16 protein-coding genes are annotated in these 15,583 nt (G+C 37.0%); 7 read left to right on the top strand and 9 right to left on the bottom strand.

Translation table 11 applies throughout. The features are described from left to right. Nucleotides 1-20 precede the first annotated feature (20 nt). Nucleotides 21-524 (top strand): hypothetical protein, encoded by a 504-nt coding sequence (locus PHQ93_RS08110; protein WP_299942969.1) that lies wholly within the window; start codon nt 21-23, stop codon nt 522-524. Between the two features lie 10 nt (nt 525-534). On the opposite strand, the gene PHQ93_RS08105 is transcribed toward PHQ93_RS08110, so the two are convergent. Next, entirely contained in the window at nt 535-1,236 is a 702-nt protein-coding gene (locus tag PHQ93_RS08105) for a pseudouridine synthase (protein ID WP_299942967.1), read from the bottom strand. Between the two features lie 245 nt (nt 1,237-1,481). Between PHQ93_RS08105 and PHQ93_RS08100 the strand changes: the two genes are divergently transcribed. The 6 genes from PHQ93_RS08100 (at nt 1,482) to PHQ93_RS08075 (ending at nt 6,286) form a co-directional block, all read left to right on the top strand. Beyond that, on the top strand, nt 1,482-2,747 hold the full coding sequence (locus PHQ93_RS08100) for a 3-isopropylmalate dehydratase large subunit (protein WP_299942965.1): 1,266 nt from the start codon (nt 1,482-1,484) through the stop codon (nt 2,745-2,747). A 64-nt stretch (nt 2,748-2,811) separates the two neighbouring features. Continuing rightward, nucleotides 2,812-3,852, top strand: a complete 1,041-nt coding sequence (locus PHQ93_RS08095; RefSeq protein WP_299942963.1) for an OmpA family protein — start codon at nt 2,812-2,814, stop codon at nt 3,850-3,852. Beyond that, nucleotides 3,853-4,434 (top strand): molybdenum cofactor guanylyltransferase MobA, encoded by a 582-nt coding sequence (gene mobA / locus PHQ93_RS08090; protein WP_299942961.1) that lies wholly within the window; start codon nt 3,853-3,855, stop codon nt 4,432-4,434. Between the two features lie 146 nt (nt 4,435-4,580). After that, nucleotides 4,581-5,051, top strand: a complete 471-nt coding sequence (gene moaC, locus PHQ93_RS08085; RefSeq protein WP_299942959.1) for a cyclic pyranopterin monophosphate synthase MoaC — start codon at nt 4,581-4,583, stop codon at nt 5,049-5,051. Further along, nucleotides 5,032-5,301, top strand: coding sequence for a DUF493 domain-containing protein (locus PHQ93_RS08080; RefSeq protein WP_299942957.1), 270 nt, complete (start codon nt 5,032-5,034; stop codon nt 5,299-5,301). The genes moaC and PHQ93_RS08080 overlap by 20 nt, the downstream gene beginning before the upstream one ends. Before the next feature lie 13 nt (nt 5,302-5,314). Next, nucleotides 5,315-6,286 (top strand): DUF6781 family protein, encoded by a 972-nt coding sequence (locus PHQ93_RS08075; protein ID WP_299942955.1) that lies wholly within the window; start codon nt 5,315-5,317, stop codon nt 6,284-6,286. A 20-nt stretch (nt 6,287-6,306) separates the two neighbouring features. On the opposite strand, the gene PHQ93_RS08070 is transcribed toward PHQ93_RS08075, so the two are convergent. The 8 genes from PHQ93_RS08070 to PHQ93_RS08035 form a co-directional block, all read right to left on the bottom strand. Beyond that, nucleotides 6,307-7,158 (bottom strand): nitrate- and nitrite sensing domain-containing protein, encoded by an 852-nt coding sequence (locus tag PHQ93_RS08070; protein WP_299942953.1) that lies wholly within the window; start codon nt 7,156-7,158, stop codon nt 6,307-6,309. A 68-nt stretch (nt 7,159-7,226) separates the two neighbouring features. Beyond that, nucleotides 7,227-8,303: a chorismate synthase gene (aroC, locus tag PHQ93_RS08065; protein WP_299942951.1), complete on the bottom strand. Its 1,077-nt coding sequence runs from the start codon at nt 8,301-8,303 to the stop codon at nt 7,227-7,229. Continuing rightward, on the bottom strand, nt 8,300-8,983 hold the full coding sequence (rnc, locus tag PHQ93_RS08060; RefSeq protein WP_299942949.1) for a ribonuclease III: 684 nt from the start codon (nt 8,981-8,983) through the stop codon (nt 8,300-8,302). The genes aroC and rnc overlap by 4 nt, the downstream gene beginning before the upstream one ends. Further along, nucleotides 8,980-9,411, bottom strand: a complete 432-nt coding sequence (gene rnhA, locus PHQ93_RS08055; protein WP_299942947.1) for a ribonuclease HI — start codon at nt 9,409-9,411, stop codon at nt 8,980-8,982. The genes rnc and rnhA overlap by 4 nt, the downstream gene beginning before the upstream one ends. Further along, on the bottom strand, nt 9,386-10,432 hold the full coding sequence (locus tag PHQ93_RS08050; protein ID WP_299942946.1) for a tetratricopeptide repeat protein: 1,047 nt from the start codon (nt 10,430-10,432) through the stop codon (nt 9,386-9,388). Before PHQ93_RS08050 ends, rnhA begins: the two co-directional genes overlap by 26 nt. Continuing rightward, nucleotides 10,432-10,899 (bottom strand): hypothetical protein, encoded by a 468-nt coding sequence (locus PHQ93_RS08045; RefSeq protein WP_299942943.1) that lies wholly within the window; start codon nt 10,897-10,899, stop codon nt 10,432-10,434. The genes PHQ93_RS08050 and PHQ93_RS08045 overlap by 1 nt, the downstream gene beginning before the upstream one ends. 61 nt (nt 10,900-10,960) lie before the next feature. Then, complete coding sequence (locus PHQ93_RS08040; protein ID WP_299942941.1) at nt 10,961-12,007, bottom strand: YeiH family protein; 1,047 nt, start codon at nt 12,005-12,007, stop codon at nt 10,961-10,963. 48 nt (nt 12,008-12,055) lie between these two features. Next, the gene (locus PHQ93_RS08035) at nt 12,056-15,565 is read right to left on the bottom strand and encodes a DUF748 domain-containing protein (RefSeq protein ID WP_299942939.1); all 3,510 of its coding nucleotides are present in this window, start codon (nt 15,563-15,565) and stop codon (nt 12,056-12,058) included. Nucleotides 15,566-15,583 lie beyond the last annotated feature (18 nt).

Raw genomic sequence — 15,583 nt, 5'->3', positions numbered from 1 at the left:
AACAAAAGCAGGAATAATTCATGTGTAATTTTAACAAACAAAATGACGATACGAAAGCATTAATACATCTTTTGATGCAAAAGTGTGCAGAGGCAGTCGGCGGCACTAACTTCCTTTTAGGCTTGATTGAAGCGATGAAAGAGAAAAAGCCGAATGCTCTCATACATAGCGCATGTAAAGTCGATTCTAAAGAGCTTACGATTAAATGGAATAAAATAGTTTTTAAAGATAAATTTGATGTTTTAGAGGAGATTGTCCGCTCTCACAAAAGTTCAGAAAATCAAGATTTTAATCTACTAAAAAATGATAGTTTAAAAAAACAGAAAAAGATTTTAAATATGGTAAAAACTTTAGCACCAGTCGAATTTACCGTGATTACGAAAGGTAATGAAAGTAATGGCGGCTTTAATTTTAAAATTTTTGAAACAGTTGAAGAAAATTATGTAAAAATCAATCCTATTTTTGCAGCAATGTTTTTTTGCTCAACAGAATATATGAAAAAAGCCTTGAAATATGAACTTTAAATTATAAATCTTATTTGATATTTTTTGTAAGATTTATAACTTTATATTCTGATGGCATTAGCTCTTCTGCACTAAAATCTCCAAAGCTTACTCTGTGCAGTGCGATTACTCTGTTCCCGACCGCTGCAAACATTCGCTTTACCTGATGGTATCTTCCCTCACAAATCTTCAGCCTTACAAGCGTTGGATTTAGCACCTCCATTTTTGCTGGAAGAAGCGGTTTTTTTTCTCCGTTTAAAAGAAGTTCTCCGCTAGCAAAAATATCTGCCTCATCACCCTTAAGCGGCTGGGCAAGAGTAGCTTCATACACTTTTGCAACATCACTTTTCGGGCTTGTGAGTTTATGATTTAGCGCCCCGTCATCAGTTAGTAAAATTGCCCCCGTAGTATCCGCATCCAGCCTGCCGATAGTCGATATTTTTGGATTTCTTCTTTGCCATCTTATCGGAAGCAGCGAGTAGATAAGCACTCCTGCATCATTATGAGAGCAGATTACTCCGCTTGGTTTGTTCATAAGGATTACTAAACTCTCTGCATCAAGCGGCTCATCGTCTACCGTTATATCGTTATGATAAAATTTTTTGGTTACTTCAAAAATCCTCACACCATCGACGCAAACCCTAAACATTTTTAAAAAGTTTTTGGCTTCACCCCTTGAGCAATATCCTAGATTTGAGAGGTGAGCATCTACTCTTTTGTAACTGTTTGGCATATATGGCTTCTTTTTTTGTTTAAATATAACATTTTTTGGATTAAAATAGAAAATGGTATAATCGCAAAAATAAAATGATAGACGGCAGGATTACTTCCGATATCATTATAAAACAAATCTTAGACGAAAGTGTCAAGCTTTAGTGCCTGTGCGGCTAGCGAAGTAAAAGGTACAAATTCCTTTTACTAACAAATAAATGGAGGGTTTCCTTCATTTTATGAAATAAAATTAAGGAATCATATATTATGAGACAAACTATAACTGAAAAAATATTTTCCGAACATGTCGGCAAACCTGTTTATGCGGGGGAGATTATCCGCTGTGATATCGACATGGTTATCGGAAATGATATTACTACGCCTATCTCTATCAAAGCTTTTGAAGATAGCGGTGCTACGAAACTGGCAAATCCTGATGGATTTTCCATAGTTCTTGACCACTTTATCCCTGCAAAAGATATAGCAAGTGCAAATCAAGCACGCATCAGCCGTGACTTTGCAAAAAAGCACAACTTAAAAAACTTTTTTGACGAAAAAGACATGGGAATAGAACATGCGCTTTTACCTGAAAAAGGGCTTGTAGTTCCGGGAGATGTTATCATCGGTGCAGACTCACACACATGTACGCACGGCGCACTCGGAGCATTCTCTACGGGTATGGGCTCAACAGACTTGGCATTTGCGATGGTAACAGGCGGAAACTGGTTTAAAGTTCCTGAATCTATCAAAGTCGTTCTTAGCGGAAAACCGGGAAAATATACAACCGGTAAAGATATTATCTTAGAGATTATACGCATGATCGGTGTTGACGGCGCACTTTACAGAACTTTAGAGTTTACCGGAAGCACGATTGAATACCTTACGATGGATGATAGATTTTCTATGTGCAACATGGCTATTGAAGCGGGAGCAAAAAGCGGAATCGTAGCTTATGACAATGTTACGGAAGCGTTCTTGTCGGATAAAAATTTAGCTCGTACGCCTAAAATTCATCACTCTGATGCAGATGCTTCTTATGTACAAGTTTTAGAGATAGATGTTGCAAATCTTGAACCAGTTATCGCATACCCGTTTTTACCCTCAAACGGTCACAGCATAACTCAAGCAGTAAGTGATAAAATCAAAATAGATCAGGCATTTATCGGAAGCTGCACAAACGGCAGACTAAGTGATCTTAAAGTTGCGGCAGAGATTTTAAAGGGTAAAAAAGTTCATCCCGATGTCCGTCTTATTGTAACTCCGGGAACGCAGATGATACTAAGAGAGGCGAACAAACTCGGCTACATCGACATCATCGTAGACGCCGGCGGAGTCGTGAGCAATCCTACTTGCGGAGCTTGTCTTGGCGGATATATGGGGATTTTGGGAGATAACGAAGTAGCAGTCTCTACAACAAACCGTAACTTTGTAGGTCGTATGGGCTCAAGAAGTTCAAAAGTATACTTGGCGAACTCTGCAGTTGCGGCTATTTCGGCAATTAATGGCTATATTGCGGATCCTAGATTAAACTAATATCCAAATCTACATATATTTTAAGTCACTAAATGATACAATGCTGAAAAACACGGAGGAAACCATGAAGAAAATAGTACTTATTCCGGCTCTTTTGCTAGGAAGCCTTGCGATTGCGCAAGATTACAACTACGAAGTTACGCCGGTTGTCGGCTATAACATAGCTGAGGGAAATCTAAAGCTAAAAAATCAAACTCTATATGGAGCTGAATTACAATACAACGGTTGTGACTCACTTTTAAAACCTGAACTTAGCGTGCTTTATACGGATGCTGATTATAAAAACTCTCTAATAAGCACGGATATATATCGTATCGCTCTTAACGGTGTTTATGAATTTAGTAAAATCGGTATGATTAAGCCGCTTGCAAAAGTGGGTATCGGTTATGAAACAATGGATAAACACTTAGCGGACAACAAAGACAGCGTTTTTGTTAATGCAGGTATAGGAGCGAAAATTCCCTTTACTGATGCAATCGCTCTAAAAGTAGAATCTGTTTATATGTCAAAAAACAATGATGGCAGATTAGACAGCAATCTTGCTCTTTTAGCAGGTGTAAACTTTGCATTTGGACCAAAAACACAAAAAGTTGCTCCTGAGCCTGTTGCTGCTCCGGCACCGGTTGTTGCTCCGGTAGTTGCTCCGGCTCCTACACCTGCACCAAAACCGGTTGACGGTGATGATGATAAAGACGGTGTTTTAAACTCTGTTGACAAATGTCCAAATACACCTATAGGGCATAAGGTTGATAGCGACGGATGTTCAAAATTGGTAAATTTACATATAAATTTTGATACTGCATCTTATAAAATTAAAGATGCATCAAAACCAAAAATTAAAGAGTTTGCCGACTTTTTAAAAGATATGCCTAACTATAATGCAAAAATTGTAGGTCACACAGATAGCGTCGGTAGCGATAAGAGCAATCAAACACTATCTGAAAACAGAGCAAATGCAGTAAAAACTCTTATTGTTAAAGAGGGTATTGAAGCAAGCAGAATCACAACAGCTGGCATGGGAGAAAAATCTCCTACTACTACAAATACTACTCCTGAGGGTAGAGCTGAAAACAGAAGAATCGAAGCAGAGTTAATCAAAAAATAGATGTTTGATATACCCTGTGTCATCTTCGCGGGTGGCAAATCAAGCCGAATGGGAGAAGATAAATCTCTTCTTCCTTTTGGCGGTTTTCATACTTTAACGGAGTTTCAACTCTTCCGTCTTCATAAAATTTTCAAAAATGTATATATCTCCTGCAAAGACAAATCAAAATTTAATTTTCAAGCTGACTTTATAGAAGATATAAAAATTTCTTCTACCTATGCACCGACTGCCGGATTTGTAGCTGTTTTTGAACATTTAAGATGCGATAGATTTTTTGCTCTTAGCGTAGATACTCCGTTTGTAGGTAAAAATGAGATAGAACAACTCATAAATGCCGATAAATCCACATATGACGCCACCATTGCCAAAACTCAAAGCGGGATTCAGCCTATGTGCGGAATCTACCACCGCTCTATGGATGAAAAATTTAATCAAATGCTAAAAGAGGATAACCATAAACTTGGATTTTTGCTTAAAAATTCAAAAACTCTCTTTGTGGATTTTAAAGATGAAAAACCGTTTCTAAACCTTAACCATCCGCACGAATATCAAGAGGCACTCTCTCATTTATCAACTATTTGATATAATCTTTACTTAATAATTTTATTAGATTTCTTATATTTTTGTAAGAAATCTTCTGTCTCGTAAGAGACAAGCTTTAGTGCCATAGCGGCTAGCGTAGCAAAATGGGCCCTGCTCATTTTGCGTTCTATAAGAAACGAGAAAATATGAAATTAACACATTTAGATGAGAAAGACAGACCGAAAATGGTTGATGTTTCGGACAAAAATCAAACAACCAGAGTTGCAGTTGCCAGCGGTATCATAGAGATGAGTCAAGATGCTTATGATGCCATAGTAAGCCAAAAGACAAAGAAAGGCCCTGTACTTCAAACTGCCGTTATAGCGGCTATCATGGGAACAAAAAAGACAAGTGAACTTATTCCGATGTGCCATCCGCTAAACCTAAGCGGAATCAATTGCGATATTGAAGAGTTGGCAGAACTTCCGGGATTTAAACTCACGGTTAGCGCAAAACTGACAGGTCAGACAGGTGTTGAAATGGAAGCACTAACGGGCACCAGTATCGGGCTTTTAACTATCTATGATATGGTAAAAGCAATTGATAAAGGTATGGTAATACGAAATGTGCAGCTAGAAGAAAAATCGGGAGGCAAAAGTGGAGATTTTAAACGCTAGAGATGAGAAACTAGAACTTACATATCCATGTTCTTGGTCTTACAAGCTGATAGCCTCTGAAGTAGAGGCACTCAAAAAGGCTATACGGGATGTTATCGATGAGAGAGAGCATAAACTGACTCACTCAAATAATTCTAAAGGCGGCAAGTATATAAGTATGAATCTTGATATGCTTGTGCATAACGAAGATGACAGAAACTTTATCTATCAAGCCCTAAAGGCTCACCAACATATAAAAATGGTACTTTAAAAAGGAGTTTACTATGAATTTACAAGAGACACAAAAGATTGAATTTGAAAAATTAAATCTTCACGAAATTAAAGATATAACATCGACGATTATAGGTGAGAGAACAAAAAATTTACGCGACGAGCTAGAAGAGCTTTTGTTACAAAAAGAGTTGCTTGAAAAAAATATAGAAAAAAAATCACATGAACTTCAAGAGCTGAAATACTCTATTTTTAATGAAATTGAGTCTGTTATAGATAAAAATGATGTAACGACACTTTCAAAACTTCATCAGGCAAAACTTCAGTCGATTGACCTTTTTGACCTTCTTAGCGAAACTGTTGAGGGCGCAATTATTACCGCGCTTGAGAAATCAAAAGACAGCGAAGCAAAAAATATGATTGAAGAGATTATAAAAGAGCTTACTTTTGAAACCATTAAAGAGGGAACGCTCAACACGATAAGAGTCAGAAAAATCCTCTCTACTATTCTGCACTCATCGATAGAAATAGCCGAAGCATCACCGAACTTTTCAGAGGATATTTTAGAAGCTACACTTAAAGGTATGAGAAGCGGTCTTATAGAATCAATTGAGAGATTTAAAAAGAGATTGGCTTTTATGCCGCTTGAAGCAAAACATATACTTATAGAAGATTATGATACGATTATGCAGGATCTAAACCAAACAGACATACTCTTCTCTCAAGTCGTTCAGACCCAAGCAAATGAGAGTACTCCGACTACAAAGAAAACTCTTTTAGAACTAAATAGCAAGATGCACTACGACCTTGAAGAGTTGGTTCATATGTCAAAAGAGACAGCGCTTGTAATGAAAGAGAAATTCTCTTCACTAGCTAAAACGGCAGTAAAAAAGGCAGATACGGCACTTCATTCAAACACTGCCAAAGAGGCAAAAAGAATGGGGACTCAAGCTTGGGGAATTGCTAAGACGGCTCTTGGCACCGCTATAAAATCAGCTAAAAATGCGATTGAGCCAAAGCAGTAATTTCACTGCTTCGGTCTCTCTTATATCCAACCTTTTGAGTTATCTAGAATAGCCTTATTTGTTTCATTGTAGATTGATATAATCTGTACGATTATCTGCGTTCCTGCATCAAAATAGTTATCAGGATTGACTTTTACTGCATCTTTATAAAACTCTTTTTTTATAAATGCCGTGTAACTCTGTATGGACTCGTTCATCTTTAAAACCTTCGAGCCGATATCTTGATTGTAATGATTTCCGCCTTTAGCAACAAGGTCTTTCATATTTCTTTGAAGATTATCGTTTATCTTATTTGTCTCGCTAATCATAATAAGCAGCTTCTCTCTTTGCTCCGTTGTCGTTTCGCCTTTAGCCGCTATACCGGAACCCATACCTCTTAGTTGCCCTACATTCTCGGTAAGCGGCAGCATCTGTTCCATCATAACCTGTGAAGCCTCTTTCGCAAAAGGACTCATATGCTCTGAACTTCGCTTGCTGACCATTTGCGCAAGTGCTAAAACATTTGCTATCTCTTCGGTATATCTCTCAAAAGCAACCTTTGCATCAAGTTTAAACGCTTTACGGTTAAGCTCTGCCAGCTTTTTACTTACTTCTGCTGCTTTTTGGCTTATCACGGGATCTGATGCCAATCCCAAAGACTCCATGCTATCAATAGCTTTTTTCATATCGCTTTTAGCGTCTTGAACCAACATTAAAGCAACTTGATTGCCGTTTAAGTAACTATTTGTCAAACCTCTTGTTTTTTGTGTTGCTATTACTAAATCTTTTAATGAATTTATGTATTGGCTGCTATCTACCTGCTTATCATTGCTAAACAGAGTTTTCGCATAAACACTAAATGTTAAAATTAAAATAGATAAAAAAATACGCATTACTGCTCTCCTAATTTTTGTAGACTCATTCTAACAGTATTTAACTTATATATCAATAGCAACTCTATTTATTGCTTGTAATATTTAACTACCCTATCCATTTGCGAGCCCATATTTAAAAGCAGCATATCGGCTATAACTAAAGCTGCCATTGCCTCGCAAACTACTGTTCCTCTTACGGCGACACACGGGTCGTGTCGTCCCTTGAGCGAAAAATCAACCTCTTCATTTTTAGTCGTCACGGTTTTCTGCTCTTTAAAAATAGATGGTGTCGGTTTAAAATAGACATTCATTACTATCTCATCTCCGTTGCTGATACCGCCTAAAATTCCGCCGGAATGGTTAGTTACAAATCCATCCGCTCTTATTTCGTCATTGTTTTGTGAACCTCTCAAAGATGCGCTGAGCACCCCGTCACCGATTTCAACTGCTTTAACGGCATTTATGCCCATCATAGCATCTGCCAATATTGCATCAAGTTTATAATAAAGTGGCTGACCGAGGCCTTTGGGCGCACCTTTTACAAGAACTCTTGAGACTCCGCCGACAGAATCATGTTCGTTTTTTGCTCTTAAAATCGCATCTTTTTGCTCTTGCTCTTTAATTGGGTCAAGTGCATAGATGACGCTTTTTTTGGCAGATTCGTAGTCAAACAGTTCTGATTTTATCCCGTCTATCTCGCATATACCGCTTAAAACTTCAATATTTAACTCTTTTAGCATAAGTTTCGCGATTGCGCCGGCTGCAACTCTTGCCGCCGTCTCCCTTGCAGAGCTCCGCCCGCCTCCGCGATAATCCCTGATGCCGTATTTGTAAAAGTAGGTAAAGTCTGCATGTCCGGGGCGAAAAACATCTTTTATATTTGAGTAATCTTTTGACTTTTGGTCTGTATTGTAGATAACCATCGCAATTGGAGTTCCCGTACTTTTTCCCTCAAAAACACCGCTTAAAATTTCTACTATATCATCCTCTTTTCTCGCCGTTTCAAACTCGGTTTTACCCGGTTTTCTGCGATCAAGCTCTCTTTGGATAAACTCCTCGTCTATATCAAGCCCCGCCGGAACCCCGTCAAGCAAACACCCTATTGCCCTGCCGTGCGACTCGCCAAAAGTGCTAAACTTCAATTTTTGACCAAAACTATTCACTTTGTTTCCTTATTTAAAAGTTTTAGAGCCATCTCTGCCGCTTCCTGCTGAGCAATTTTTTTGCTTTTTCCGGCAGCTCTGGCATACTCCATGCCTTGAATAATTACCGCTACTTCAAACTCTTTTTGATGATCCGGTCCACGACTTGCAACTACGACATACTCCGGAGTTTCTCCGAATCTAGCCTGCGTCAACTCTTGTAAGGAAGTTTTAAAATCCCTAAAAAGTGAGTCCAATGATATCTCTTTATGATTTTTCTCAATTATACTAATTGCTATTGCTTTTGCTGCATCTAGCCCTGACTCAAGATAGATTGTTCCTATTATAGCTTCAAAAGCATTTGAAAGAAGCGACGCTTTTTCTCTTCCGCCGTTGTTCTCTTCTGCGTTTGAGAGATAGATATATTCGCCCAGATTAATCGATCTTGCAAGTTTATCAAATCCGTTTTCATTCACAAGCGCTGCTCTGATTTTTGAGAGATTTCCCTCATCCGAGTTTGGGAACTTAAAAAAAAGATACTCCCCTACTATCAAGTCTAAAACTGCATCACCCAAAAACTCAAGTCGCTCATTATCGTAGGGCTGTTTATAACTTTTATGCGTCAGCGCTTCGATAATGAGCTTTTGATTTTTAAACTTATAACCCAAAACCTCTTCTAAATCTTCTATATTTTTACTCATTTTACTGCCTTTTTCATATTTTGGGCTTCTTGTTTTGCCAATACGTCACACCTCTCGTTTTCAACATGCCCATCATGTCCTCTCACCCATATAGCGTTTATTTGATGGCTCTTTGAAACCTCTAAATACTCTTCCCACAAATCGGGATTTTTTACCTTTTTAAAATCTCTTTTTATCCAGCCCTCAAGCCACTCATTTATCCCTTTTACGACATATGACGAATCTGAGATGATATCCACATCGCAAGGCTCCTTCAAGGCTCTCAAGCCCTCAATAACCGCCAAAAGCTCCATTCTGTTGTTTGTAGTATGAATCTCTCCCCCGCAAATTTCTCTCTCCTTATCTCCAAACCTTAGTATCGCCGCATAGCCTCCCGGTCCGGGATTTCCCAAAGCACTGCCGTCACAAAAAAGAGCTATTTTCTTCACTGAAATCCTTATGATAATCTTTAACGAGAGATAATTCTACTCTGGATGTGTCTATAGCGTGACAACCGCTGCAGCGGCTAAAAGCAAACGGATAGACAACTTTACAGTTATCGCAGATATATTCAAAACCTAGCGTTGCATTAGCTTTTGAATCAAGATTTATAAGCACATCAAGCTCAAAAACAGAACTTTTTACCGCCTCTTTGATATACCCTTTTGCGGTGTAAAGTTCCCTTAAATAGCCATTTTGCATTATTATATCAAAATTCAAATCTTTTTTATTAGAGTTCCATAATATATCGACTATCAACTCTGCTTTAGAGGTATCAAAATTTTCCCACGCAACTTTTGGATTGACTCTAAATATATACTCAAAAATAAGATATGTCAATTGATTGCTTCTCTTATATATCTCTAGCAATTTATAAACTTTTTCCTCCGCTTTCATTCCCGAAGTATTTAAAATTAACAAAGCGTTTAAATAAGTACTCTCCGTACTAATATCTTTTTTTAACTCACCCAAAGGCTCCAATACTTCAAGAGCCGAGTTATAATTTTTCATCTGCTCATATACTAAAAGCAGATAACTGAGTGCTTGAGGAGTACGCGGGTTGTTTTTTAATATCTCTAAAAAAATCTGTCTTGAACGCTCAAGAAAACCTGCTTTGAAGTAAGTTTTACCCAACAAAAACATGGTGTCTCTGTAGTTTGCTTTATCGCCGACTTTTAAAAGTTCGCTATATATCTCGATGCTTTTTTCATAATTGCCGTTTTTTGCATATGAGTTAGCTAGTATAAGCCAAGATTTTTCAGAGAGTTCACCTTTTGCAATCAATACTTTTAACTCATCTTGAGAAGGGGCAGCGTGAAACTGTTTTAAAAATTTATCAAGATGCTTGTAATCCTCTTTTTTCTTATATCTAGTAAACCAATATGAAAAAAATGTTATTACGAAAATAAGAACAAAAAAGATTATTATCCCAAAAAGCGGGTCACGAAACTCTAAAAAAAACGTATTCATTATTCGTACACTACCAAGCCATACTCATTTTTTAGATTATAAAATGTAGAGTTTGAAGTAATCTCCAAATCTTTAATCTTTCCAAGCTGAATAATAGAATTTTTGTTCACTTTTATGCCAAATTCTACAAAAAATTTCTTTATATTTACAAATTTTACATCTTCAACAAATTTATACTCAAACTCTCCGTGAAGCTTCATCCTGTCATATGAAAATATGTGTTCGCTTACATGCAGCCTGTCTGAAGCATACTTTATCGGTAGATGACCGGAGAGATCGGTTAATATATTCTCTATATGTTGATGTTTTTGCGGCAGAGTATTTTTTTGTATAAAGAGATATTTATTGTTCAATTTTAAATTAGGAGTACTCTTCCAATATTTATATGCAGGATTTGATACGCCTAGCTTTGACGAAACTTCCCGCCAAAGCCAATAGGAGTTAAGCGTATTTGGCAAATATGACATATCACTGACTCCTTGATTTTAAAAATCTATTATATAGTTTTTAGTTAAAAGTTACAAGTGGTTAAAACACCGCCACAACCCATTTTGTAATAAAATATCCGCCTATCATTAACCATGCAAACATTAAACCGGCAGTATAAAGAGGTGCCAAACCGAGCCCTTTAAACTTTGCAAATATCGTACCCATTCCAAGAGCCGTCATTGCCATAGTCAGTAAAAAAGTGTCCGCCCTATTAATAATATCTACTATATTTTGAGGCAACAATCCAAGCGAGTTAAATCCTGCCATACCGATAAAGTAAACCGCAAACCAAGGGATAACCAGCTTAACGCCTCCGGCAGCCGTGCCGCTTTTTTTAGCGCTGTAAGAGAGATAAATTCCCAAGATGATAAGCATCGGCGCAATCATAATAACTCTTGTCATCTTCACAATTACCGCCGAATTCGCCATCTCTGCGCTTGCACCCGGCACCGAAGCCGGAACTGCAACAACTTGAGCAACTTCATGAATGGTTCCGCCGACATATATGCCGAACTCTTTTGCACTCATATCAAAAACACCCATGTTGTAAAGTGCCGGATATAAAAACATTGCTATCGTTCCAAAGAGAACAACCATTGAGACGGCAATTGCCGCTTTATGCTCCTCTGCCTTTAAGACAGGTTCAGTTGCCAAAACCGCCGCCGCTCCGCATACGGAAGCTCCGGCAGCACTAAGCATAGAAGTGTCTCTATCCATCTTAAAGAGTCTCTGCCCTGCCCAAGTCCCAAGAATAAATGTAGTTGAGAGCATGATAAGTGAAACCATAAACCCCTCGACCCCGACTTCGGCTATTTGTTGAAAGGTTATGCGAAAACCGTAAAAAACTATGGCAAATCTTAAAATCTTTTTAGCAGAAAAAGTTATCCCGCCGCTCCACTCTTTTGGAGTATTATTATGAAGCGTGTTTGCGTAAAAAATACCCATCACTATACCTATAACAAGAGGCGAAATACCAAGAGCCTTGATAAACTCAAGCTCCGAAATCATGGTGGCTGCTGCAGCAAAAATAGCTACAAAAATAACTCCGTTAATAGTACCTTTTCTATTTTTTGGTGAAAACGGCATATAGTTCCTTTTATTAAAAAATGAATTATAGCAAAATAGTTTTAAACTCTATTTTACTTCTATTTTTAGCGCCGTTTTAACTAAATTTTCTTGCGAATCGCTCACACTTTTTGCCTTATGCACTATGATTTTTTTAACATCAATTTTTTTAGTCTCTGCCAAATAGTTCTGAATGATTTTTGCTCTTTTGTCTGCCAATTCGCTTAGCTCCCCTTCTAAAACGCTCTGAGCATCAACACATTTGGTATACAACTCTTTTTGATACTCTCCGTTTGACAATTCTCTGCCTGTTTTTGCTCTAATTTCATTCTGAAGAGATTTTATGTCGCCGCCCGATTGGACATATATTCTTGCTAAAATTTGAATTGTCGGCTGTTCTTGCTTGCTTATCTCAAATACTTTTTCTTTTAATTTTTTAGATTTCAACGCTTCTAAATCTTTCTCGCCGTCAAAACCTCCGCTAATTGCTAAACTAAGCTTAGGTTTTTTTAGCAGAATATCTGCAAGATTATCAAGCTTTTCTCTCTCGGGCGGCAAAATTAAAGATTCACCTGCTTCAAAATCTATATTTTTTAGCTTATCTCCCTCTATCCCGATCAATTTTCCCAAAAATGTAAACGGCGAAGCGACAGCTTTTAGTATGAGATTTGATAAAGCTTTCATTATTATAGTTCCGTACTTAAAGTCCGGTTTATCCACATTTCCCTCAATCGGCATATCTATATCTATAACGCCGTCGCTGTTTTCAAGAAGCGCGATGGCAAAACCAAGCGGCAGTTTTGTAATGTTTTTATCCTTTACCTCATCGCCTAATTTCATATTTTTTATGACGATACTGTTTTTGCTAAGGAGTTCGGAGTTGTTTATACGGTACTTTAAATCTAAAAAGAGTTTGCCTTTGTCTATTTTATAGCCTGCAAACTGCGCACTATATCCGCTTAGGGCGTTAAGATTTAGATTTCTAAAATTAAAATCTATATCCAAAAACGATTTTATATGTGAGGGTTCAAAACTCCCTTTTAATTTAGTAGAACCGTACTCATCAACCGCTCCGTCCATATCGACATAGGCCACTTCCCCATCATTGTTTGAAATGGCATAGATATTGCCGTTTAAGTCGTGAATGGATGTTTTAAAATCTATCGGAAGCGAATAGTCGGCAAAATTTGCACTCCCGTTTGAAACTTTAAGTTTTAACAATCTAAATGCGAATTTTTCGTCACTTTTTTGCGATACTTTTTGACTTTCTAGCTCTTTTGGTTTTAGAAGTTTGGCAAGATTCATACTTTTGTTCTCATATATCATAGCATCCAGATAAAAAGAGTCAAGAAGCGCCTCGTCAATATATAAAGAGTTAGGATCTGATTTGAGATTAAACGATTTTAAATCGGCTTTTGAAAAAGAAGCAACCGTGCTGCCGTCTCTGTTGTCGTGCAAAAAGAACTCTTCAACGCTTAACTCTCCATCAACATTAAACTCATCTTTTTTATCTTTTTGCTTATAAGCAGTCGTACTTTTTAGATTGAGGTATCCGTCGCTGATTTTTAAAAATGTAGACTCCTCTATGTAGGGAGTAAGCTCTTTTAGAGGGATTTTATGAAGCGCAACCGTACCTTTTTGTTCAAGCGGAGTGTGTTTTATCTCACCGCCGGATTTTACAACTCCTCTGCTGTTTACTCTAAACGCAAGATTGTATTTAAAGAGGCTATTCTCTTTTGAATCTATCTCATCGGCGCTAAAATCTATCTTATCCAGAGTTGTTTTTGCGCTTTTTTCTATACTTTTATCATTAAAATTTATTTTTGCAGAATTTATATTAAATGATTTTAGTTTTACTCTATATGCTTTTTCATCTTTTTTATCATCTTTTTTTATGTTTTTTGAAATATTCGGTTTTGCCTCTATCAAGCCCTCAAAATTAAAAGCTCCGCTTTTCTCTCTTTTGAGATTTGCTTCCAAACCGCCAAAAGAGGCTTTCTCAATAGTTACGGCTTTCGTTTTAGTATCTAAACTAACGCCCTTTACATCAAAATTTTTAAAATTCACCAGATTTTCATCGCTCTTTTTATGATTAAGCGCAAAATTATCAAGAGATAGATTTGCACTATTTACCAAAGCGGCTATCTCTGAATTTTCATCTTTTAAAGTAACATTCGCATCAAAATTCAGCATTGAACTTTTTAGCAAAATATCGTAACTCTTTAACATATTTGAGGCGATTTGGTCTATGTACGGTCGGTAATGAACAACATCAAGATTTTTACAAGCAAGACGGGTTTTTGCTTCCGACCATTTATCTTTGATATCGCCGCTTGAGCTGCATGCGGTTTTGTCGTTTAAAACTAAATTCATATTATAAGAAAACGGCTTTTCTGCCAAGAGCGTAAAATTTTTAATATCCAAATTAAGTTCATTCAACTTTGTTTTTACATTGGGAATTACGCCTTTATCGTCAATATTAACAACTGTTCTCTTTAGCAAAATATCCTCTACGGCTATGTTTAAAAGGGCGGTTTTCTCATCTTTTTGGGCTTTTTTACTTTCTGAAATCTTCTCTTTATTTTTAAAGTACTCTATCCAATCTATATCCCCTTTTGCATCTCTTTTTATATTCGCTTTTAATTGATCCAAAACAACATTTCGTATATATAAATCCTGCATCATAGGCTTTGCGGCTATACTGTCTGCATAGAGTGATTTTAGATTTAAAATATCGCTGTTTTTATCTTTTGGTTTTACTCTTAGATTATCCAAACTAAGATGCGCTTCATCAACTTTTGTCGAGTTTAAATCATCAAAATTTATATGATAGTCGCCACTTAAAAACATAACTCCATCAGCAACTTCAAGCGCAATCTTCTCTTGAATATATCTCCAAATCGTATAGAGTTTAATCTCATCCAAGTTAAGGCTTCCATCAAGTTTTAGCGGTTTATAACTCGCTATTTTACCTCTTAAATCAATCTCTCCGCCATCACTCAAAGCGCTGTAAAATCTAAAAACCGTGCGATTTGAATCGAGACTATCCGTATCCATATTAATTAATTTAAAATCAATAGGGCTTAACGACAGCTCAAATTTTTTAGCCGTTGTAAAATCCTCATAGTTTAAAATTCCCTCTTCAACTTTAATGCTATCGATGATAATTCTAGGCAGTTTAAGCGGCACATTTGCGTTTTTGCTTAGTGCCTCATTTTTTTCTTTAAATATCTTACTAAGATTCAATGTTTTGTCTTGATTGTAAAGAACAAAAAGTTCTGGTTTTTTTAGCGTGATGCTCTTTAGATGCAGAGCAAATCTAAAAAGCGAGAGAGGCTGCAGATTGGCTTCAAGCATTTCAAACGATGCTATTTTTTTTCCTTCAAGAGTTTTAATAGAAACTCCGCTTACCTCTACTTTAAAACTAAAGGGGTTAAACCGTATGTTGTTTATGGAGAGTTTAGAGTTTGTCTCTTTTGCGACGACGCTCTCAAGTTGGGATTTTAAGATAGGGGGTAAAACTAAAAAGCCTAAAATCGGGTAGATTAAGAGTAGCGCTAGAACTATTTTCTTAAGCATCGACAGACCTTTTTTCTT

It is taken from the genome of Sulfurimonas sp. (genome assembly GCF_028714975.1).
Classification (GTDB): Bacteria; Campylobacterota; Campylobacteria; order Campylobacterales; family Sulfurimonadaceae; genus Sulfurimonas.
Note: the sequence above shows the minus strand (reverse complement) of the source record. Positions and strands in the feature narration are given on the sequence as shown.